Genomic DNA, 21382 nt, shown 5'->3' with positions numbered 1-21382 from the left:
ATTTATTGCGCTAGGCTGCGTTTGCTTTAATGCTCTGTTGGAATTTTGTTCTTGACTAGACATAATGCTAAATTTTAATATTATATTATTGGTATCGTTGATTACATAAATATACCATAGAGAATTTAAGTTTAACTAAAAAGTTAGTAAATAATGTTACCTCTGTAGGAACCTTCACTTTTAACGGGATAAATACAAATCTTAATAGGCATCTGCTGAAAAAGAGACGTAGTACTGCTACATCTCTACAAGGGTTCTGGATAATCCATATTTAATTTCTGGAGATGTTTAATAGCGGGGGTGCGATCGCCTCAGCTAACTACAATAGATTGAACTTCTATCGTGGGTTGAATCTCTGTTTCAACTTGAGCCTCGACAATTGACGTATAAATTGGAATATCAACTTGTATAGCTTCAAAGCTCATAACTAAAGAGTATGGAACGCTAGCTTCTGGATCGTTATTCCAACCTTCATGTCCAACTACCGCAATAGAAAATGCTTCCGTGAGTTCAAATGAATTTACAACAGCCCAATCCTTCTGAAGGGTTCCTGCACTTCTAGATACACCTTTAATTATTCCGTGATGATTTTGTTTGCCGAGCATCCATTTAAAAAGACCTTCTCCCTTCTCCGCATCTTCTGGAGCAACAAACTCTTCCAAAACTCTAGCCTTAAAAAGTTCTGGGTCTTCTCCTTTTTTACTACACTCCCAATCAAGCCAAGTTGAAAGATATTTTCGGCGATTTCTACGGGTTCGACGTGGTTGGGCTTTGTATGATAAAGTAACCTCCAGAAGAATCTTAAATGCCTCTCCTTGAGAACGTAATTTTTCTGGCAGTTTTACTTGGTAAATATGAGCTTGTTTAGCTACAATACGGCGCTCTCCTGTTGTCATCAAAGTGATTCTATTGGGAGCATTACCCAAAGCACGATCAACATCGGGAAGACCATAACCAATTTGACGTAGGATGTGCAGTTTATCGCCACCATATCCCACTATCCATTCTGGCCATCTTGCTGATTGTACTATTAATGCACGGTAAAGAAGGCAACTTTCATTAGGTAACTCAGCAGCAAGACGTGCAGCAATATGGCTTACTTTGGGTACTGCAAAAGAAGTACCAACTTTATCAGCCCCAATCGCTGGGCCACCGTTCAAAGTTGATCTTACTAATTCGGGACAAACATCTTTAGGAAAAGTAATATTTGGTGGTAAACCTTCATCTATTACTAAATCTCCACCATACTCAACTACTTCCGGTTTAATCGTCTCCCAAATTCCTAATCCACAGCACGAAAAAGCGGAGGGTTTATCTTTCTGTGCAATCGAACAATAAGGTGGTGCATGATAAGAATTCAAAGCAATAGAGCCAACCGTTAAAGCTTGAAAACTTTGTGCAGGGTTAGCAATTCTGCATGAATCTTCTAATAGATAGTCTGGATATTGTCGATTTGCTGCTATATGTTCTCTCACAGATAATCTTGTAAAGCCAATTCTACTGTTGAGAGGTAAATTTCCTGCTGCAACAATAAAGAGAATATCCTTTTTTTGCCATGTTAAATTATCAATAGACGATGCCCAAGCACTCATATATCGGGTTAGGTAGGGAACAGAACCAGTAATAGAATGGTTAAAAATTCTAGTTCCTGTTTGTTCGTGATAAAATTCTACAATTTCACTTAGAAGATTCGCTGGAAATAGTTGTTTAGGTAGTTTGCAGTTAGCCTGAAGAACTCTGGCATTTTGAATCCAGCAAACAGCCTTTTCATTACCACTACGAGGTATAGTTCTTGGATAAAGGACTGCACCAGCAACACTTGTTCCATGTCCACCATTGCTAACATAGTCTGGAGTTTTATCAGTTTCTCGTGGAACCCAAGACCTTGAGTTTTTTGAATCAATTGCTGCTCTTAGCAGAGAATGTCTTTCTTGAATACCACTATCTATAACGCATACTTTAGGAGCATTTAATTCTGGCGATTCTAGTTTAAATGATGGAGAATCAGTATCAGATAGATCCTCTCGCTGAATAATTTCAGCAAACTCATCTGGCTCACTAACATCAAAAATGTAAGGGAAATTTTCAACTAAATCTTTTAGACCTTTACCTGAAATTTGAATTCGACATGAAAAACTATCAGGCAAAGTAGCTGTACCAATCTCACCCCCATCATCTTGAAAACCTTTGCCAATCTTGCCTTTATAAAATTGAATAAACTCTTCAAATTCTTCTTGCCTTTCCCAGGATATCTCTTCCCATTCTTGCTCAGTTAGCTGACGTTTTTGAATCCATTTATTAACTCGTGTTGTAAATTTATCATTAGTTTCATTAGGTTGGGGTTTGGGATAATTAGGCAGCTTGGTTTTGGTTCCTACACAAGCAACACCTACATCAACAGTGTATATCTGCTCTTCTTTTATAGCAAGCCATTTCTCATATAATTCAGCGAATAAGTTTGGAGAAAGAATCAATTCTGGCTTTTTTTTACCGTCTATTACTTCCCAAATTTCAGCAACTTTATTACCACCATACTGCTCATTAATAAATTTTTCTATCTTTTTTTGTAATTCACTAAGTTCTAAATCTGCTGATGCACCGATAATATATCCATCTTCTGTATCAGCAATCAATTCAATGCCATATGCTTTCAACCCATCTGGATTAAAAGAATCAGGATCAATTTCTAAGATAATACGTCGAGATTTAAGTGGCGGCTTCTCTTCTTGCTCTCGTTCTTCTTGAGTTTCTTGCCATTCAAAGATCAAGGAGTCAACCGAACTTTTGAGTTTACCTCCATGTCCCTGGCGATTACCCAGATTAACGACTGTTATAGGATTATTTTTTCCTCCTCCTGATGGCGATGCAGCACGTCCTTCTGTTGTTAGCCTAAGCCGGATATGCGGAAAACCCTGAGAACTTTCAACCATTTATTTTTCCAGACAGCAAAATTTAATACTAAGAAACTTTGATTTCTGCGATCGCTTCTTCTAAGTGTTCTTGAATCACTAGCTCCTCCCGCTCAAGGATTGCTCGTTTAGCTGCATCTTGTGCAACCCTCACAGCTTGAGCCGCAGAAAAACCTCTCATCTGCTCAATGATCCTTGGCCAGTTGATAGATCCCACTTCAATTGCAGATAGTGTTTCCTTTAGTATAAATTCTAGCTCTTGTTCTCCGGGTTTGGGTACTGCAATCAAATCATCAAATCTTCTCCAAAGGGCAGTATCTAGAGATTTATTTAGGTTCGTAGCTGCTACTAAAAGCCCAGAAGACGGTTGATACTCGTCCAAAATTTGAAGAAATGTATTGACTACTCGCTTAATTTCTCCTACTTCTTGAGAGTCTTCTCGTGTCTTAGCAATTGAGTCACATTCATCAAGAAATAATAAGCATGGATTTTTTGAAGCATCCTCAAATACAAGTCTCAAATTGCTTGCAGTTTCCCCTAAAAAAGACGACACCATTGCATCAAAGCGAACTTTCAGGAGTGGTAAACCTGTATTCCAAGCTAAACGTTCTGCTCCTAGCGTCTTTCCACAGCCAGGAGGCCCATATAGAAGAATTTTTTGTCTGTAACGCAATCCATGATGAGCAAGCCTATCTCTTGCCGCATATTCGCGTTCAATTCGGCAGAAACGTTTCTCAATTTTTTCTGGCAACACCATATGATGCCGCAAATTGTCCCTTGGTATGATAGTTACTAAAGGAAGATTAAATCGCTTACTGGTTGGTAATTCAGTTAATGTCTGTAAGTTTTCTGGTATTGAAGAAGCAGGTTTGCTGATGTTAGTAGGCTTCTCTTTCTGGCTTTTTTTAGTGATATTCTCTAACTGGTCAGCTAAGAGAGTATGCCCCTTAGTGCGTTCTTCCTCAATCACTAAATATGTCAGCTTGTCAATCGCCTCTTGATCAGAACTAGCGATCGCTCTAAAAAATCTCTTGAGAAGCTCTGCTTTCATACTGCCTCTCAGTATAAATAGTAATTTATGATTTATATAGTACTATAGTACTATATTGTATAGTGCATTAAAAATTATAACGCGATCAACTTGTCCCTAATCATTATATTAAGTTATATAAACGAAAAATCATTTTTCTGCTTAGGAATTTAACATATCTAACCATAAGACATTGCTTTAAGGTCTATATCATCTTCCCCTTCAATCAATAACAAAGTCATCATATGTCCCTCAACAAACCCTGTTAATCTGAAATCAGACATAGCTTTTAGTTCCTCCATAGAAACTTTCTCTGAATAATATTTAAATATCATTTGAATTGCTTTATCTTTATCTAGATAATACTGATAGCTACTATCCTTTTGCATCAAATGTTCTACAATTTTTGTTATCCGAGCTAGAAGTACGTCTTTTTCCTCAGAAACTTCCTGCATAACTTTCTCCCAATCAGTAACTTATTACTCCAATTATAGTTAATCTTCCTTTACATAAAAAAAGGGTAGACTCTTTAGCCTACCCCACATAATTTCGAGAATATTCTGTTGTTATTAACCCAACAATTGTTTAGCCTTAGCTAATACATTATCAACGCTAAAGCCAAACTTCTCTAGACAAACATTGCCTGGAGCGGAAGCACCAAAGCGATCGATACTAACGCAATCGCCTTCAGTACCCACGTATTTGTGCCAACCAAAACTGCTAGCAGCTTCTACAGACAAACGCTTGGTGACAGCTTTCGGCAGAATGGACTCTTTATAAGCCGCATCCTGTGCTTCAAACAGTTCCCATGAAGGTAGGGAGACAACACGGGCTTTCTTGCCTTCAGCCGTGAGTTTTTCGGCTGCACCGACAGCGAGGCTCAGTTCTGAACCAGTGCCAATCAAAATGATATCAGGTGTACCTTCGCTATCTACCACGGTGTATCCACCCTTCGCCACGCCCTCAATCGATGTACCTGCCAAGTTGGGGACGTTTTGACGGGTGAACGCCAACAGAGACGGAGCGTTTTGCTTCGCCTTTTCGATCGCTATTTTATAAGCACCAGAGGTTTCGTTACCGTCTGCGGGACGAAACACTAATAAATTAGGAATAGCTCGCAAGGAAGCCAGAGTTTCAATGGGTTGGTGCGTGGGGCCATCTTCACCTTGTCCAATGGAATCGTGAGTCATTACCCAAATCGAGCCAGCTTGGGAAAGGGCGGATAAGCGGATGGCAGCACGCATATAATCTGTGAAGATCAAGAAGGTAGCACCGTAGGGAATTAATCCCGAAGCGTGCAGCGCTATCCCATTACAGATAGCGCCCATAGCATGTTCCCGTACACCAAAGTGGATGTTGGGGTTTTCGTAGTGCCCTTTTTGAAAGTCGCCTTTGCCTTTGACTTCGGTAAGGTTGGAGTGGGTTAAGTCAGCCGAACCACCAATCAATTCAGGTAAAACTGCCGCTAGTTTGTTGAGGCAATTTTCTGAGTGTTTGCGGGTGGGCAGTCCTTTGTCTTCTGGGGTGTAGGTGGGTAGTACTTTATCCCAACCATCGGGCAGTTTGCTGCTTATGTAGCGTTCAAAGTCAGCCGCTTCTTGGGCATACTTAGCTTTGTAATCCGCAAAGGTGTTGTTCCATTCGTCCTCGTAACCTGCGCCACGTTCCACTGCTTTGCGGGTGTGGTTAAGGGCTTCTTCTGGGATTACGAAAGGCTCGTATTCCCAACCCAAATTTTTCCGAGTCAATGCTATTTCGTCTCCACCAAGGGCAGCACCGTGAACACCAGCGGTGTTTGCCTTATTGGGGGAACCGTAACCAATAATGGTTGTTACCTTGATGAAAGAAGGCTTATCGGTAACAGCTTTGGCTGCTTCAATTGCTTTAGCGATCGCTTCTAAATCCGTGTTACCATCTTCGACGTGTTGCACGTGCCAACCGTAAGCTTCAAAGCGCTTGGAAACATCTTCGGTGAATGCCACATCTGTGGAACCGTCGATGGAAATGTGGTTGTCGTCGTACAGAGCGATGAGTTTGCCTAATCCCAAGTGTCCTGCAAAAGAACAAGCTTCACCAGAAATTCCTTCCATGTTGCAACCGTCACCCACAATTACGTAGGTGTAATGGTCAACAATCTTGGTATCGGGTTTGTTAAATTTAGCGGCAAGGTGCGCTTCGGCGATCGCTAAACCAACTCCATTGGCAATTCCTTGACCCAAGGGGCCAGTGGTGACTTCCACGCCTGGGGTCATGAAGTTTTCCGGGTGTCCGGGGGTTTTAGATTCCCATTGACGGAATTGCTTGATATCTTCAATGCTGACGCTATCGTAGCCTGTCAGGTACAGTAGGGCGTACTGCAACATCGAGCCATGACCAGCAGATAAGACAAAGCGATCGCGATTAAACCATTTGGGATTCTTGGGATTAAACTTCATGAAGCGATCCCAAAGAACAAAAGCCATCGGAGCCGCGCCCATTGGTAGTCCTGGGTGTCCCGATTTTGCCTTTTCTACGGCATCAACAGCCAAGAAGCGGATCGAGTTAATAGCCAGTTCTTCGACGGACAATTCTTTGGCGGATTGGGTTGCAACAGTCATAATCTCTTGTTTTTTAACGACGGGTTAGCACTCTTCGTAGCTTCTCTTGCTGGGGTTATTTTAGATTCCCCACAGTATCCTCATCATCCCACTCCCACTTGTCGATGGACAAGCGGGATCTCCTGAGTTTCTGGTGATAAATCAAGCTGATAATTGGGTCATGTTGAACGCTTACTTTATATCGGAATGATATTTTTGATACTTTGGGTATGGAACATGGGGCATTGGGGAGCCACTGCGTTGGGCGGGTTTCCCGACTTGTTCGCGTAGCGTCTCCCCTTGGGAGAAGCAAGTGGCGTCATGGGGCAAACGAGCAGAGTCGGATCAAACTACTGAATTCTGACTCCTGCCTCCTAACTTCTTTTAAACGTATTTCTTAAAGGCCAGTGTGACATTATGACCGCCAAACCCAAAGGAATTGGATATTGCCACCTCGACTTTTTGAGCGCGGCTAGAGTGAGGCACGTAATCTAAGTCACACTCTGGATCGGGATTTTCCAGATTGATTGTCGGTGGAATTTGGTCATTAGCGATCGCTAGTACTGTTGCGACTGCTTCAATACCTCCAGAACCGCCCAATAAATGACCTGTCATCGATTTGGTGGAGCTAATTGCCACCTTATAGGCATATTCTCCCAAGGCTTTTTTGATTGCTGAGGTTTCAGTTGAATCATTAGCTGGGGTACTAGTGCCGTGGGCGTTAATATAGCTAATTTGTTCGGGAGTTATACTGGCATCTTTGAGAGCCAGTTCAATCGCTCTAGCGGCTCCAAGTCCACCAGGTACGGGGGAGGTGATATGGTAAGCATCACAGGTCATGCCATAGCCGATCATTTCGGCATAAATGTGAGCGCCGCGACTTAGGGCGTGTTGCAGTTCTTCTAGAATTAAAATTCCTGAACCTTCACCCAAAACAAATCCGTTGCGATCGCGGTCAAAGGGACGGCAAGCATGAGCTGGGTCATCATTGCTAAAAGAGAGTGCCTTGCAGGCGGCGAACCCAGCTATCGACAATGGTGTGACAGCTGACTCCGTTCCCCCGCAAATCATCGCTTGGGCATATCCCCCTTGAATTAAGCGAAAAGCATCTCCAATAGCGTTAGAGCCAGCAGCACAGGCAGTTACAGGACAAGAGTTTGGCCCTTTAGCACCTGTGTGAATTGCCGTTAATCCTGCGGCCATATTGGCGATCATCATCGGAATCATGAATGGACTACAGCGATCGGGGCCACGGTTGAGGTAGATAGTTTGCTGGTCTTCTAATACCTTAATCCCACCAACGCCAGAACCGATCATCACACCTACCTGTTCTGCATTCAGGTCATTGATCGCTAACTCCGCGTTAGCTAGAGCCTGTTTTGCTGCCGCAACCCCAAATTGGGAAAATCGATCCATGCGCTTGGCCTCTTTACGCTCCAAGTAATCATGCGGATCGAAGTTTTTCACCTCACCAGCAATCCGGCAATCATGGCGAGACGCATCAAATAATGTGATGTAGTCAATGCCATTACGTCCACTCAATAATCCATTCCAATATTCTGTTGCTGTGTTACCTATAGGTGTAATCGCGCCAACACCAGTTACAACAACGCGTTTACGTGTATGATCTGTCATGATTCAGTTAAAAATGGCGAAAAAGCAGCAGGCAAAAAATTTGAGGTTAGCGACTAGGTACTGGTGAGCCAGCGCGGTCTTAAAGGTTTCCTTTATGAGCGACTGGCATCGGATTTGCTGACTTTAAGTGACTGTCGTTAACGTCAGCATTAGTGACATTAGCAGCGTCACGTGAAGAGTGGCTAGATATTAGAGAAAAATCTCCTCAATCCCAATCCCCAATTCCAATCCCCAGTTAAGCTGAGGCGGTAACTTTGTTATTGATGTAATCTACTGCGTCTTGAACCGATGTAATCTGCTCGGCAGCTTCGTCGGGAATTTCGATATCAAATTCTTCTTCCAAAGCCATCACCAACTCAACGGTATCAAGGGAATCTGCTCCCAGGTCTTCCATAAACTTGGCTTGTGGTGTGACTTTATCTGGGGGATCAACACTCAGTTGTTCGATAACGATTTTCTTGACCTTTTCAAAAAGTTCCACTTGGCTCATAAATAAAAGTCCTTAACCACTTGCTACGATCTGCTCTTTAGAGGAGACATTGTTTTGAGCATATACATCTTATCGTCAAGCGTGATCGCCCGCATACTTCCAAGGGTTTTTCTGTTAGAAAACCTCTCCCATTCCTAAAATAAATCGGGTAAGTTTTCTGAGAATACTTGAGCAGTGGAGCGTGCTACGCCATTGCCGATCCCGTGTAAATGCTTTGGTTTTCCAATTATTGCTAAAATTTTTTACAATGTCTCTATCGGTATTTACAGCCTTGCTAGCAGTTAAGAATATGTAGATGCTGCGACCCCTAACTGTCTAGGTTAAAGGGTAGCTAAACGTCAAACATCAGAACTTTGGTGCTAACAAGGAATGATAAAACAGTTATTGTTTAGAGCGATCGCTCTAACCCAAACATACTTCTATGCTACCTCAGACACTGAAATACGCTTACTTCCCTGGTTGTGTTGCTCAAGGGGCCTGTCGGGAACTTTACCAATCAACTCAAGCGCTTACCCAAGCACTGGGTATTGAACTAGTTGAACTTAAAAAAGCTGCTTGCTGTGGTTCAGGCACATTTAAAGAAGATTCGCAACTGCTAGAAGATACAGTCAACGCTAGAAATATTGCCCTAGCAGAAGAATTAAATCTGCCTTTACTTACCCATTGCAGTACTTGTCAAGGTGTTATCGGTCATGTGAACGAACACCTGAAAGAATGTAAGACTTCTAACCCTGTTTACATTGAACAGGTTAATGGCTTGCTAAATAAAGAAGGCTGTTCGCCTTATCGCGGCAGTACTGACGTTAAACATCTTCTTTACGCCTTAGTAACAGATTACGGTTTAGAGGAAATTACCAAACGTGTCACCCGGAAGTTAACTGGATTAAAATGTGCGGCTTTTTATGGCTGTTATCTCCTCCGCGCTCAAAAATCTATGCCTTATGACGACCCCTTCCAACCAGAAGCGATGGAAAATATGTTTCAGGCGGTGGGTGCAACACCAATTTATTATCGAGGTCGGACACAATGTTGTGGTTGGCCGCTTGCTAGTTATGCGACTACCCAATCTTTCAAGATGGCGGGGATGCATATTCAGGACGCTTTGACATCTGGTGCTGACTGTATAGTTACGCCTTGTCCTCTGTGCCACTTAAATTTAGATTCGCGCCAGCCAGAGGTAGAAAAGGTGATTGAACAAAAGCTAGGTTTACCAGTGTTGCATTTACCCCAGTTGATTGCTTTGGCACTTGGGGTTAGTCCAAAAGAACTGGGTTTAGACCGCCACGTTGTTTCCACAAAGCCAGTGTTGGAAAAATTAGGATTTTAGTTTTAGGAATAAGAATTAAATAACATACAATTTATGTCCCTGACTTACCTCACCCTCAATCCCTCTCCTTATAAAGGAGAGGGAAGCAAGATAGAGGATGAAGTTTTGCATTTTATTTAATCCACGTTCCTTAGGACTAGCCTTTTCAATGTGAGTGGTAAAATCTCTTTTTTTCTCTGCGCCCTCCGCGTCTCTGTGGTTTAGAAGTCTTTTATTTAACTACAGAGGCACAGAGAACACAGAGTTAAGAGGTTAAAGAGAGTTTATTGAGCAAAATTTTACCCACCTTGAAAGGGCTAGATCCTAAGTTTATGGAGTACAAGGGGCTTAAGTCTTTTGTCTGGTTCATTGATTGAACTTTGGACAGTAATAATAGCTATTGGCAGCAATTTACTATCGGTTCTGAAGCAATGTTATTTAAACCAACAGCTTGTAACATGGCAGCCCAATCAGTACGTTTCTGGTCTAGGCGGCGAAGTTCGGCGGAAGCAGTCAGGGAATCGTACCAAATACCATTAGTGGCATAAAGGGCAACGCGCTGCTTTGGTGTTGCTGTCTCTAACTGACTTTTGAAAATGGGGTTTTGTTCGACCCTTTTAATCCAACCATTAACAAAAACAGGTGATTGTTGTAAATTACAGTAAGTATTGAAATACCAATGATAACGCTTGCCAATTTCTAACGAGGAAGCTGTCGATGGCAGAGAAAAGCTAACAACTCCTGGTGTCCCAGATAGTGAAACAGGGCTTTGATATATAGTTTCCCCCGCTTCATTCTGTAGGACGAACTCTGCGGAAACTGTGGTTACATCATCAGGAATGTAAAACCAGAAAGTTGGATGAGAGGTAGTCGTTAATCCAAAGACTAATTCCGCATTGGGCAACTGATAAACCGGGACTAACGCTGTCAGTTGCTTTTTTTTGGATGTAGCAAGTTGTTTATCCATACTTTCGCAGCCGCGCTTTCCTCCGCCAACGCGATTACCAGGGGCGTTAATGTCATCTGGCGGAGGAGGTGCGTTAAAAATCCGTGATGTCAGAATTTCAGATTTGACGGATTGTGCTTGGACTAGTGTGATGCATGGCGATACCAAACTGATTGCAAAGACAAGTTTAAGCTGTCGAAGACCTAATTTCATTTCTCAAAGTTTTATCTATTATTATTAACAGGTGTCCAATTTTACATATATAAAATATGACTGTTTACGTCATTTGGAAAAGCCCACAAAAACGTAACTCCTTAACCCCATTTTGAACGCATGAATGTAAAAATTAAAAGTCTCTCTATTTATAAAAGATAAATTTAGAGAGAGGTTTTCCTGATACCGTGAAAAGCCAAATATAAGATGAGTATAATCAGCGGACTCATGAAGGCTATTTAGATATTCAAAAGCATGAAAGGTCTTTTCGGAAATTATACTTGCTCATATAGTAATCCTGAATGATTCGTGAGAAAATACAGAAGAGAAATGTAAGTAATATTTGCGACTAAGGAGGGCTAGTAGTAATGTGGATGCGATCGCTAACAGAGTTTATCGAACAGAGCCAAGACAAACGTGAGGTAAAACGAGCGATTGCAGTCAAGATGTTACTCTCAGGACACAAGCTTGGCGATGTTGTCACCTGTGGGTATTAATGGTGTAGAGCTAGACACTGATAAAAAGCTAGCAATTGAAGCAAGCAGTATGTATCCCACTGATTAAATTTACGAGTTTGCTGTTTGTAGAGAGGTTCTTAAATCATCTTCAACATTTTTTTGGCGATGATCATTGCTGCAAATATGTTTTTTTAAGTTTTGTATTAGCATTAAAATTTTCTGGTATTTATTGATTTTAATTTAATTAATGCAAAGTATAACTTAATCAAAAAGGAAGTCAGAAATGATTAATACTTTAACTGTTTATCAAATTAGAAAGGCTACAAACCGTTTTGTTATGGGTACTGCGGCAATGGCTATTGCTTGCAGTGGCATTGCTTTAACTCCAACTACGGCTAATGCCGTTATTAGTTACTATTCATGTAGTAAAGGAGGTTTTACAGGCACAATTGTAATCGATCACACTCCCTCCGGAAAATTTATAGGCCCAGTAGTAAGAATCAACTATAAAATTGACAAGGGACGTAATCGCGGCGGTAATAAAGCAAATATTTATTACGATGACAAGGGGGCTTTTACACAAATCACTACCGGAGATGCAAGCATCCAAGATAATAATCAGCATGAGTTGGGTGGCCCTTATATACCAGGTCGTCAAAGAATCCTTGCTACGTTCATTTTTGATAAAAGCTCCGCTCCTGATCCTAGTTGTTCTATCACAATTCAGGCTCCGTAGATCACAAAGTTTTTCAGAAACCTTACCAGTCATTCATTTGTGCTGGTATCGAAGGCAAGAGGTTGTTTATGGTCAGTTATCACTAAAGACAATTTAATAGTATTATCAGCTAATTGAGTTCAAACGGAGCAAAACGCTGACAAGTTATAGTAATCCTATTTAATTTGTGAGAATTGCAAGCCGCAGATCCCTAACGGGTAAAGTTACGGTAAGCTTCTTTGTTTGTGCAGCCACTATTTTTAATCGTCAGGTATATTTGCTGATTACTTTATCAAAATACCGAATTGCTTTCTCAAAATGCCTGTTTACTTTCTCAAAATACTTAAATGCTTTCTCAAAAGTTCATTTGACTTACTCAAAAGGTCATTTAACTTACTCATTTTGGTGTTTTCCGCAAGCAAAAGGTCATTCGACTTACTCAAAAGGTCATTTGACTTACTCATTTTGGTGTTTTCCGCAAGCAAAAGTTCATTTAACTTACTCAAAAGGTCATTTGACTTACTCATTTTGGTGTTTTCCGCAAGCAAAAGGTCATTTGACTTACTAATTTGAGTAATTTGAGTAATTCGCGCAATCATAAACGCGATCGCTATGTAGAATTGCAAAGTCCCCAAAAGCCTTATTTTTCTCGGACTAATAGATTGATACTGCTATTTGCCTTGAGAAACACTGTAAATTAATACACTACTACCTGTAACAACCAAAGCCAGTGCCGCCGGAATTAGCGGTATCCAAATACCTTTTAGGAGCAAAACAAAGCTAATTGCGGATATAACCCCAATTACAGCAACTACCGCCAGTCCGAAAAGCCAGGAATTACGAATGCGCCATGCTAATATTCCTCCAAAAATTGACCAGTAAAAAACCCAAAAAGCCTCACCCCAAACTGGCCAAACCCACAACATGGTTCGTCCATCTAAAACTGCACTGAGAATTTGACTCACCATTTGAGCATGAACTATAACTCCTGGCATTTCCTGTTTCTGAGCGGTAGTGTAAGGGGTAGAAAAATAATCACCAGCACTTTGGTTAGTGATGCCGATAAGTACGATCCGATTCTTGACAATTTTGGGATCGATCGCACCTCTGAGTAAATCTTTTAAGGTGATTTGCTCAACAGCCTTTAAGGGAGAGTTAAAGGAACGATAATTTAGCAATACTTGATAGCCCCAGTCATCCAGTTGTTGATAACCACCTATATGTGAACGCAATCGCCTAAACACAACTTGGCCAATCTGCAAATCTTTTTTTTTGGTGTACTTGACAGAAATGCCCTCAGCCTCTAAATAACGAAATGCCAATTGAGCGCTGAAGGCGTAAGGCGTAGTACAAGGGGATGAGTCGCTTGCTTTCATCGCAATCAAATGGCGGCGGAGAATACCATCGCTGTCTTTGACAAAATCGCTAAAGCCTTGACGCGCGATCGGAATTTCTGGAGGGGGTGAAACGCCGGGTTCATTAACTTGAGGTTCGCTGACTTTGCAAATCGCAATGAAGCGATCGCTGCGCCGCATCCAATTAGCTAAAGCTGCTTCCTTAGAATCTACAGGGAAATCACGATAAATATCTAAACCGATGGCTCGTGGTTGATACTGCTCTAGTTTCTGCACCAAGAGAGCAAGTGCCCGATCAGAGAGTGACCCTTTTCGCTGCTGCTGTTCTGGAAGCTGAAAATCATCTTCAGCGATCGCTACTACCAAAAGGCGGCGATCTGGTTGTTCGCCAGGGCGCAGCCGCAACAGTTGGTCAAAAGCTTTTAGTTCCGCAGTTTGTAAAAATCCTAGATACCGCACTCCCATTACCAAAGCTGTTACAACCATACTTAAAATCAGCACAGTTTGAAAACGGCGCTTACTGGGCAATGTTTGAGGCGATCGCTCTACTGATTTTGAGCTTGATAAGGCTTTATCAACCCAATTTTGATTAAAAACAGCAGCATAAATCCGGTTATAAACTTTTAAGAAACCCTGTTGCTTGACTACCAATCCTGATAAGCGCAATTCTATTTGCTCAGGACTGCTATTTGCTGTGATTTGACCTATTTGTAAAATTTGCTGATAAAGCTTCAGTAATTGCTGAGTGCGCCGATAAAAAATGCGATCGCGAATCGTCCTCAGATGCTCCGGTTCATCTTGGGATTCCCAGTTGTCAATTATTTGAGAACGTACCAGTTTCTCAACATACTCGGCTTCACCATCTGGTGGAATGGGAGAAGAAGATGTAATAACTAACTGGCAAAGTTTCTGAGTCAGAAAAGGTTGACCACCACTCCAAGCTAATATCTCTGGCAACACTTTCTGAGGATTACCAATATCTACTAATCCCTCAGCTAATGGTTGAGCTTCATGCCATTGAAAACCGCTTAATTCAATTGCTCGACCAATGTTAAAAGGTGTCCGGTGTTTATCTTGAATCAAATCGTAAGGAGTAGTCACTCCAAGTAGGGCAAAGGTAAGGCGCTGGTAAGCTGGATTATCGGCTCGTTTGTTATAGCAAGCTCGAATCAGAGCTAAAAAATCATCTTTGAAGTTTAATTGAAGAATACTATCAATTTCGTCTACAAAAATCACAATATTTTGAGACACTTTTAGCAGCAGTACTGACTCGATAAACTCACTCAAGCATTGTACTGGTGATAGTGCAGAGCGATCGCTCCACCAATTCAGTACTTTAAATTTGGGAATGAAGCTACGCGCCAGCCTCCGCAGTACGCCCAAATACCACTCAGATGGAGTGATGTCTTGGCTACTAATTGCCGTAATATCGATAACACCACAGGCAATACCTTCTGCTTGCAGTTTTCGCATTGTTTGCACTCGTAGGCTGGATTTGCCCATTTGCCGCGAGTTGAAGACATAACAAAATTCTCCAGCCTTTAGTGCATCATAAAAATCTTTGTCGGCTTGTCGTTGCACATAGCTGGGAGCATCAATTTGTAGACTCCCTCCGACTTGATATTTGTAAGGCGAGTTTTCTGCTTTGCTTGTCGGATGCATCCTCACTAGCTCTTTTAAGAAAAATAATTTATTTAAACGCAAAGGGGCGCAGAGGTAAGCGCAGAGGTAGGCAGAGAATTAATGAAATGTTGTAGTTAGTTAAAATTTCTAACTAATTGAGGCGATTTTGGAAATATTGGCGGTACAAGTCGCAGCGTGGCATTACTTTATTGTCATTACAATATACTACTAGACCCATACTGTGTAATTTAAATGCTGATTCTGAGTCTAATTGTATAGGTACTAAACTCTTCACAACCTGGCTAAAAGCTGCCACTAAATTTGGATGATCGTTGAGATTACACAAATGCTCTCGAAGATGGTCTTTGTAAATTCCAGCTTCAGTTGGGGCTGTTTGCAACAACTGCTCAAGTGTGATGTCCTGATGTTGAACGTGATAAAGAGCTAGCCGGACTAAATAAGGATGTCCTCCGATCGTGTTCATCAGTTTTTCGACCTCAGTATCAGTCCAATTTAGTCCTTGATGACGCTCAACTAAAATTTGGACTTGTTGTTGATTAAACTCTTGTAATTCAATGCTCAACCCGACATTAAAGGGAGATTGATTAATATTTAGCGGAATATAAACTTCTTTGGAATGTACTAAAACTAGCCGGAGTTTTTTCCAGAGTTCGCTACTGCGATCGCCATACTTAGCATACTCATACCAAGCTCGTAATAGGTTAAAAAAGTCTTCAGCAATGTCACGATGTGGAAAAATGCGATCGACCCCATCCAAGCTAATTACTAATGGGCTGTCGATTTCTTCTAACAAACACTCTTCAAAGTAAGCGGTAGTTTTATCCTTACTGCCATAAATGCTCCAATAATCATCTAACTGATGAAGCTGCTTCAGTTTCCTGCCAACACTTTCACAGAACCAGCGTAAAAATGTATCCAAGCTGGCGAAAACTGCTTTATCTGCTAAATGAAAGCTTAAAGCTACTGTTTGACAGCCATGCTTTCTAGCTTCATCAAGAATCCTTGCCATTAGCGAGGTTTTCCCCATCTGTCTAGATGCTTTAATGCGAATTAGGGCACCTGGCTGTAAAATCTCTTGAAAACAGCGATCTTCAATTGGAGGGCGTTCAATATAAAAGCGAGAAGTCAGAGGGACTTGACCTACCGGGAATTCTGCTTCTGCATTCAGTTGGGGTGGTTCATTAGTTAGTAATGGTTCTTCATTTACTTCAAAACCTGAGTTGAGAGATATTATTTTCTCCCTTTTTAGTTGTGAATCAGATGACATCAGGTTTTGGGGCTGTAAAATAGCCTGCAATTGCTTTGATGAGGCGGCAGTGCCGGAAAGCCGCTGCCGCTCTAATGCTGCCTGAAAATTCTTTTTACTAACCTTTTCACCAAATGCTGCTGACAGCATCTGCCAAAGCTTTGGGCCAACATCATGCTGTAGGTATTCGGTAGTGTAGCCATGAATTTGGGCAATTTCGTCATACTTCTTTCCTTGCCAAGAGCTACGAAGTATTGTTACTTCAATATCTTTCAGATGCCTTTTTGTCTGGGCAAAAACTGCTGCATCTAAGATTTTGAATGCTGTTTCAAAGTCCATTGCTCAGGGATGAATAACAACTATTGATCTATTCAGCTACAACCTGAATTCTCAACTTTCCAGATTTTTCACCAAATTATATTCAAATGGCTGTAATTCATTGCTTGCCTGGATCAGCAAAAATTACTCACCTTAAATTTTCTTACCTAAGCTTAAATTGACCTCTTTTGTCATTTAATTTTTGGGAATCAAACTCCTTAAATTATCCATATTTACGTTCCTGAGTTCAAAAGGCAATCTGGTAATAACAGCAACCGCAGTTATTGGGTTTTGGACAAATCTAGCTTTGCTGTTGAAATGTCCAAACTCTAAACCAGGGAAATAATACACAAACTTACAACGAAATTCAAGGAAATACAATATTATGGCGATTATTAGTGGAACCATAACCGCTGCTGATGACAAAATTATAGCTAATGGGGACAACGATAAAATCGATGCTCTAACGGGTAACGATACGGTTAATGGTGGCGCGGGTAACGACACTTTAATAGGCAACTTTGGCAATGATTCTTTATTTGGCGGACTTGGTAACGACTTTCTCGATGGTGGATTCAACAGAGATACTCTCGATGGTGGCGCGGGTAACGACACTCTCAACGGCGGCGATGACACTGACACTCTTATAGGTGGAACTGGAAACAATCGCGTTAATGGCGGTGCGGGTAAAGATATTCTCATCGCTCAAAACGGGAACTTTCCGGCTCTAGGTGATGTTGGCGATACCCTGATTGGCGGTGCAGGTGATGACGAGGTGCGTGTTGAGGGAGCCTCAAATTATTTCTTGACCAATAATCAGCTGTTTGTCGGTAATTTAGCCCACCAGTTTTCTGAGATAGAGAATGTCAGGCTTACTGGTACTTCAGGTAATGACACAATTAATGCGTCTACGGCTCTGTTGTCAGGACGAACCTTTCTCTTTGGCGGTGCAGGTAATGACACCATCATGGGTAGCCGTGGTCTTGACCAAATCAACGGTGGTGATGGCAATGACAGCATAGTAGGAGGAACAGGATTTAACTTCCTCCGTGGCAATAATGGCAATGACACCCTTATCGGTGGAAATGACGACAATAATTTGAATGGTGGAGAAGGGTCTGACTTCCTCCAAGGTGGAGCCGGGAGGGATAGTTTTTCTGATAGTGCCTTTGATGGAGCGGGTGATGACCAATACATCGGCAAAGGAGGTGAGGACTCCCTATTCATAGAGGGCGACAATAACTTTGAGCTGTTCTCATTTGTCAATGACCCAAACAAAAGCCAACTCAAAGGTGGCAAGTTTGGCCCTGGGGCCAATCTCGATGACTCAGCCACAGGTACAGATAGCCTCGAAGGCATTGAAAACGTCGAAATCCAAGCAGGAGATAGCAGCAATCGCATAGATGCCAGTCGTGCCAACCAAAACATCAGTGTATTTCTTAATGGTCGCGGTGGCAGTGATATTCTGCTAGGTGGTAGCGGTAACGATGTACTATCGGGTGGACTTGGCAACGATCGCCTTAACGGAAACGCAGGTAACGATCGCCTAAATGGCGATCTTGGCAATGATATTCTTTCCGGAGGCGCGGGTAATGATACCCTCTCTGGTGGTGGTAGCTTTAATAGTGGAGAGATAGATGTTTTAACAGGAGGAGTTCAATTTCAAGGGGTTCAATCTGTTGATACGTTCAGCCTAAATGACTCCTATCGGCAAGCTGGTCATGCTATTATCACAGATTTCTCTCTAACAGATGGGGACAAACTTAATCTTCGCGGTTCTGCTAGCGATTACACATTCGTACAGCAAAACTTCAATACTAATAATAGTATTGGTAGTGGTATTTTTTCAAATGACTCATCTATCTTAGATACAGTCATCTTCTTCGGAGCGCCCGCTTTCGGTGACGTTATTGCTATAGCTGAAGATGTCAGTTTGAGTGTGCTCACTCCTGGAATTACATTTACTATCTAAGGCTTTTAGTAATTAGCGATCGCTAATTTTCCCGGTTGGGAATGTATTTGCCACACCCAAATCAAATTCATCTAAACCTCCAAAAGACCCCCACCACATCTTTACTCAGATTGGTAGTGGGAAGAATGGAGGTTTAAATCAAGTTAATCATTGCTATTTTTGAATTTACGTTGCAATTGTTTTAATGATTGATACATATCTGGCAGGCGACCATAAACAGCAGATACCTTGAGATATAGTTTGTAAGGAAGGGCTGGAGTTCCGCAGACAACTTCTCCTGGTGCAACATCGTTGTGAATTCCAGTTTGAGCAGATGTCATCGACCCATCTCCCATCTTCACTTGATTGACTATTCCTGTTTGTCCAGCTAAAATAACGCGATTTCCCAGTTGAACACCTCCCGCCATGCCAACCTGACCTGCGATCGCACAGCCAGAACCGATTTTACAACCATGACCTATTTGCACTAAGCTATCAATTACTGTATTCCGACCTACCCGTGTTTCTCCGACAGATGGGCGGTCAATACCAGTGTTGCAACCAACTTCCACGCCATCTTCTAAAACTGTATAGCCGGATTGTTCCATTTTGAACCAACCAGTCCGGGTAGGAACAAAACCAAAGCCTTCTGCACCGATGACAGCACCACTGTGAATGACGCAATCTGCACCGATGCGGGTGCGTTCGTGGATGGTACAGTTGGCGTGTAAGGTGGTGCGATCGCCTATTTTGACATCTGGATAAATCACCACATTCGGATGAATGATTGCGCCATTGCCAATTTCTACCCCTTGTTGAATCACAGCATGGGGGCCAATATAAACATCACTACCAACTTTTGCGGTGGAGTGAATTACAGCGCTGGGATGAATTTCTGGGATGGGGCGATATGGTTGATAAAAAAGTGCGATCGCTTTGGCAAATAATAATCGCGGATCTGAGGTCGCTAGCCAGACAATACCCCTTTCTTGTGCAAGCGCTTGTAATTTTTCGTCCTGGGGCAAAATTAAAGCATTAGCATTGGTATTGCCGACAAAAGACCCAAATTTTGCACTTTCTACATAACTGAGCGTACCGTTGGTAGCTTCATCAATAGCTGCTACCCCTGTAATTTCTGGGTCTTGGTCTGGGTTGCTAGTCAGGCTATGATTGGTGGCCGCGTCACCAAATTGGCGGAGGATTTCGCTGAATTTCATTGTTGGCTGTGTTCAAAATTGATCTACAAAGGATGGTAGCTTTATTTTTGTCGCTTTGTACTAGCTAGATAATTAATAATTAAGATAGAGATTATTCATCCTCCAGAAACTTAAAGCTTTTGAAATGACTAATAATATACAACAATTAAGAGAGCGCTTGTTTATTAGTGGAATAGTAAAAAATGAGCAAGAGCTATAAGGATGTACCTCAGAGGAAATTGCATCCATTGAAAGTAAATATGGAACTTTGCCAAGGACTTACAGGGAAATCTTCGGCTTACTTGGGCGTAGAGCCAGAAAGCTTGTTAACAGATATGAATAAAGAATTTTATTTCAATCAAGTTATCAAAATGAATTAGTGGCAGTAAGAGATTATCCTTGAGTTCATTGATGAAGAAGAATGTACACCCTTACCTGAAAATATTTTCTGTATCAGTCCTATAAATGGAGAACTGTGGTTTATTATTGCCGATGGATAAGATGACTGTTCTGTTTATTTTATACATGAATCCTTGGTTACAGGAGCCAGAAAAGTTTCTTGGCCTCTGAAAGTAGACATCGCATTACTCCTGACAATTGCGGATTTACCCGAAGCCGATAAATGGGTGGGGGCAGGAGGAAAGTGTTAGCAGAGGTGCTATTGCATACAGCTAACTAGTTCTCACTTGAGGAAGAAGAATGTTAACTTAAAGCCTTATTTATAAAGTTAATTTTAAAACTCTTATAAATATATTTTGAGCCTATATACTCATCACAGTACTTAAATTGTATTGATTGGTGAAAATTTTGTACTCAAGGAAAAAAGTATGAGCGATTTGAGCTTATCCTTAGCCACACAGTCAGCAGAAACCGATGCCATATTGGCAAATGTCTTACAGGAACAAGCACAGAAAGGGCCTGACTTGCGCCAAACACATCCTAAAAGTCATGGTTTGGTTTGGGGAGAATTCATTGTCGAAGATAGCATACCCGAATCCTGGCGGGTGGGTGTGTTTGCCAAAAAACGGAGTTATCCAATTTGGGTACGGTTATCTAATGCTTCTGCACCTGAAAAACGTGGCAAATTCAAATCAGACTTGGAACCAGATATTCACGGTTTAGCTATCAAACTTCTGGAGGTAGAAGGGGAAAAGGTACTTGATGACGAGAAGTACACACAAGATTTTATTTTTCTTAGTCACCCAGTTTTTATAACGCGAACCCTGCAACAGTTTGCTGATTTGGGGAAAGTTGGTAGTGGTCAGGCTGATCCAGAATTATTGCGATCGCTTGCACCAGTATTTGAAATTATCCAAGCTGCTAGCAGCAAACAGGTAGCGAATCCCTTACTCATCCCATAGTGGAGTACGACTCCGTATAAACTTGGCTCTCAT

Annotated in this window: 17 protein-coding genes; 6 read left to right on the top strand and 11 right to left on the bottom strand. The window is 41.7% G+C overall.

All coding sequences use genetic code 11. From position 1 onward, the window contains the following. Positions 1–311: 311 nt before the first annotated feature. The 6 genes from V7L12_RS19510 to acpP all read right to left on the bottom strand — a co-directional run bounded on the left by V7L12_RS19510 (position 312) and on the right by acpP (position 8640). Complete coding sequence (locus V7L12_RS19510; RefSeq protein WP_335086694.1) at positions 312–2930, bottom strand: S8 family peptidase; 2619 nt, start codon at positions 2928–2930, stop codon at positions 312–314. Positions 2931–2958: 28 nt separating this feature from the next. Further along, positions 2959–3960 carry an ATP-binding protein gene (locus V7L12_RS19505; RefSeq protein WP_335086692.1) on the bottom strand — a complete coding sequence of 334 codons (1002 nt, stop codon included), beginning with the start codon at positions 3958–3960 and terminating at the stop codon, positions 2959–2961. 158 nt (positions 3961–4118) lie between these two features. Beyond that, on the bottom strand, positions 4119–4394 hold the full coding sequence (locus V7L12_RS19500) for a hypothetical protein (protein ID WP_335086690.1): 276 nt from the start codon (positions 4392–4394) through the stop codon (positions 4119–4121). A gap of 114 nt (positions 4395–4508) precedes the next feature. Next, entirely contained in the window at positions 4509–6536 is a 2028-nt protein-coding gene (gene tkt, locus V7L12_RS19495) for a transketolase (RefSeq protein ID WP_335086689.1), read from the bottom strand. A gap of 363 nt (positions 6537–6899) precedes the next feature. After that, positions 6900–8150, bottom strand: coding sequence for a beta-ketoacyl-ACP synthase II (fabF, locus tag V7L12_RS19490; RefSeq protein WP_335086687.1), 1251 nt, complete (start codon positions 8148–8150; stop codon positions 6900–6902). Between the two features lie 235 nt (positions 8151–8385). Then, a complete protein-coding gene (gene acpP / locus V7L12_RS19485) occupies positions 8386–8640 on the bottom strand; it encodes an acyl carrier protein (protein WP_334821449.1) in 255 nt (84 codons plus the stop codon). 421 nt (positions 8641–9061) lie between these two features. Between acpP and V7L12_RS19480 the strand changes: the two genes are divergently transcribed. Continuing rightward, entirely contained in the window at positions 9062–9967 is a 906-nt protein-coding gene (locus V7L12_RS19480; protein WP_335086685.1) for a CoB--CoM heterodisulfide reductase iron-sulfur subunit B family protein, read from the top strand. 376 nt (positions 9968–10343) lie between these two features. Here V7L12_RS19480 and V7L12_RS19475 read toward each other — a convergent pair whose 3' ends face one another. Next, complete coding sequence (locus V7L12_RS19475) at positions 10344–11105, bottom strand: DUF928 domain-containing protein (protein ID WP_335086684.1); 762 nt, start codon at positions 11103–11105, stop codon at positions 10344–10346. Between the two features lie 374 nt (positions 11106–11479). On the opposite strand from V7L12_RS19475, the gene V7L12_RS19470 reads away from it, so the two are divergent. Together V7L12_RS19470 and V7L12_RS19465 are read left to right on the top strand one after the other, a co-directional pair. Beyond that, positions 11480–11602, top strand: a complete 123-nt coding sequence (locus tag V7L12_RS19470) for a hypothetical protein (protein WP_335086789.1) — start codon at positions 11480–11482, stop codon at positions 11600–11602. 244 nt (positions 11603–11846) lie between these two features. Then, the gene (locus tag V7L12_RS19465; protein WP_335086682.1) at positions 11847–12299 is read left to right on the top strand and encodes a hypothetical protein; all 453 of its coding nucleotides are present in this window, start codon (positions 11847–11849) and stop codon (positions 12297–12299) included. Positions 12300–12604: 305 nt separating this feature from the next. On the opposite strand, the gene V7L12_RS19460 is transcribed toward V7L12_RS19465, so the two are convergent. The 3 genes from V7L12_RS19460 to V7L12_RS19450 all read right to left on the bottom strand — a co-directional run bounded on the left by V7L12_RS19460 (position 12605) and on the right by V7L12_RS19450 (position 16862). Continuing rightward, entirely contained in the window at positions 12605–12877 is a 273-nt protein-coding gene (locus tag V7L12_RS19460; protein ID WP_335086680.1) for a hypothetical protein, read from the bottom strand. Between the two features lie 72 nt (positions 12878–12949). Next, positions 12950–15295 carry a CHASE2 domain-containing protein gene (locus tag V7L12_RS19455; RefSeq protein ID WP_335086678.1) on the bottom strand — a complete coding sequence of 782 codons (2346 nt, stop codon included), beginning with the start codon at positions 15293–15295 and terminating at the stop codon, positions 12950–12952. A gap of 112 nt (positions 15296–15407) precedes the next feature. Further along, positions 15408–16862, bottom strand: coding sequence for an AAA-like domain-containing protein (locus tag V7L12_RS19450; RefSeq protein WP_335086676.1), 1455 nt, complete (start codon positions 16860–16862; stop codon positions 15408–15410). Between the two features lie 364 nt (positions 16863–17226). Between V7L12_RS19450 and V7L12_RS19445 the strand changes: the two genes are divergently transcribed. Next, positions 17227–18813 carry a calcium-binding protein gene (locus V7L12_RS19445; protein WP_335086674.1) on the top strand — a complete coding sequence of 529 codons (1587 nt, stop codon included), beginning with the start codon at positions 17227–17229 and terminating at the stop codon, positions 18811–18813. A 143-nt stretch (positions 18814–18956) separates the two neighbouring features. Here V7L12_RS19445 and lpxD read toward each other — a convergent pair whose 3' ends face one another. After that, on the bottom strand, positions 18957–20009 hold the full coding sequence (lpxD, locus tag V7L12_RS19440) for a UDP-3-O-(3-hydroxymyristoyl)glucosamine N-acyltransferase (RefSeq protein ID WP_335086673.1): 1053 nt from the start codon (positions 20007–20009) through the stop codon (positions 18957–18959). 182 nt (positions 20010–20191) lie between these two features. On the opposite strand from lpxD, the gene V7L12_RS19435 reads away from it, so the two are divergent. Together V7L12_RS19435 and V7L12_RS19430 are read left to right on the top strand one after the other, a co-directional pair. Continuing rightward, positions 20192–20368 carry a hypothetical protein gene (locus V7L12_RS19435; protein ID WP_335086671.1) on the top strand — a complete coding sequence of 59 codons (177 nt, stop codon included), beginning with the start codon at positions 20192–20194 and terminating at the stop codon, positions 20366–20368. A gap of 447 nt (positions 20369–20815) precedes the next feature. Next, the gene (locus tag V7L12_RS19430) at positions 20816–21349 is read left to right on the top strand and encodes a hypothetical protein (protein ID WP_335086668.1); all 534 of its coding nucleotides are present in this window, start codon (positions 20816–20818) and stop codon (positions 21347–21349) included. Positions 21350–21382 lie beyond the last annotated feature (33 nt).

Origin of the sequence: Nostoc sp., from assembly GCF_036918245.1 — a bacterium.
Classification (GTDB): Bacteria; Cyanobacteriota; Cyanobacteriia; order Cyanobacteriales; family Nostocaceae; genus Nostoc.
The sequence above is the reverse complement of the archived record's forward strand: the minus strand, read 5'-3'. Positions and strand labels throughout refer to the sequence as shown.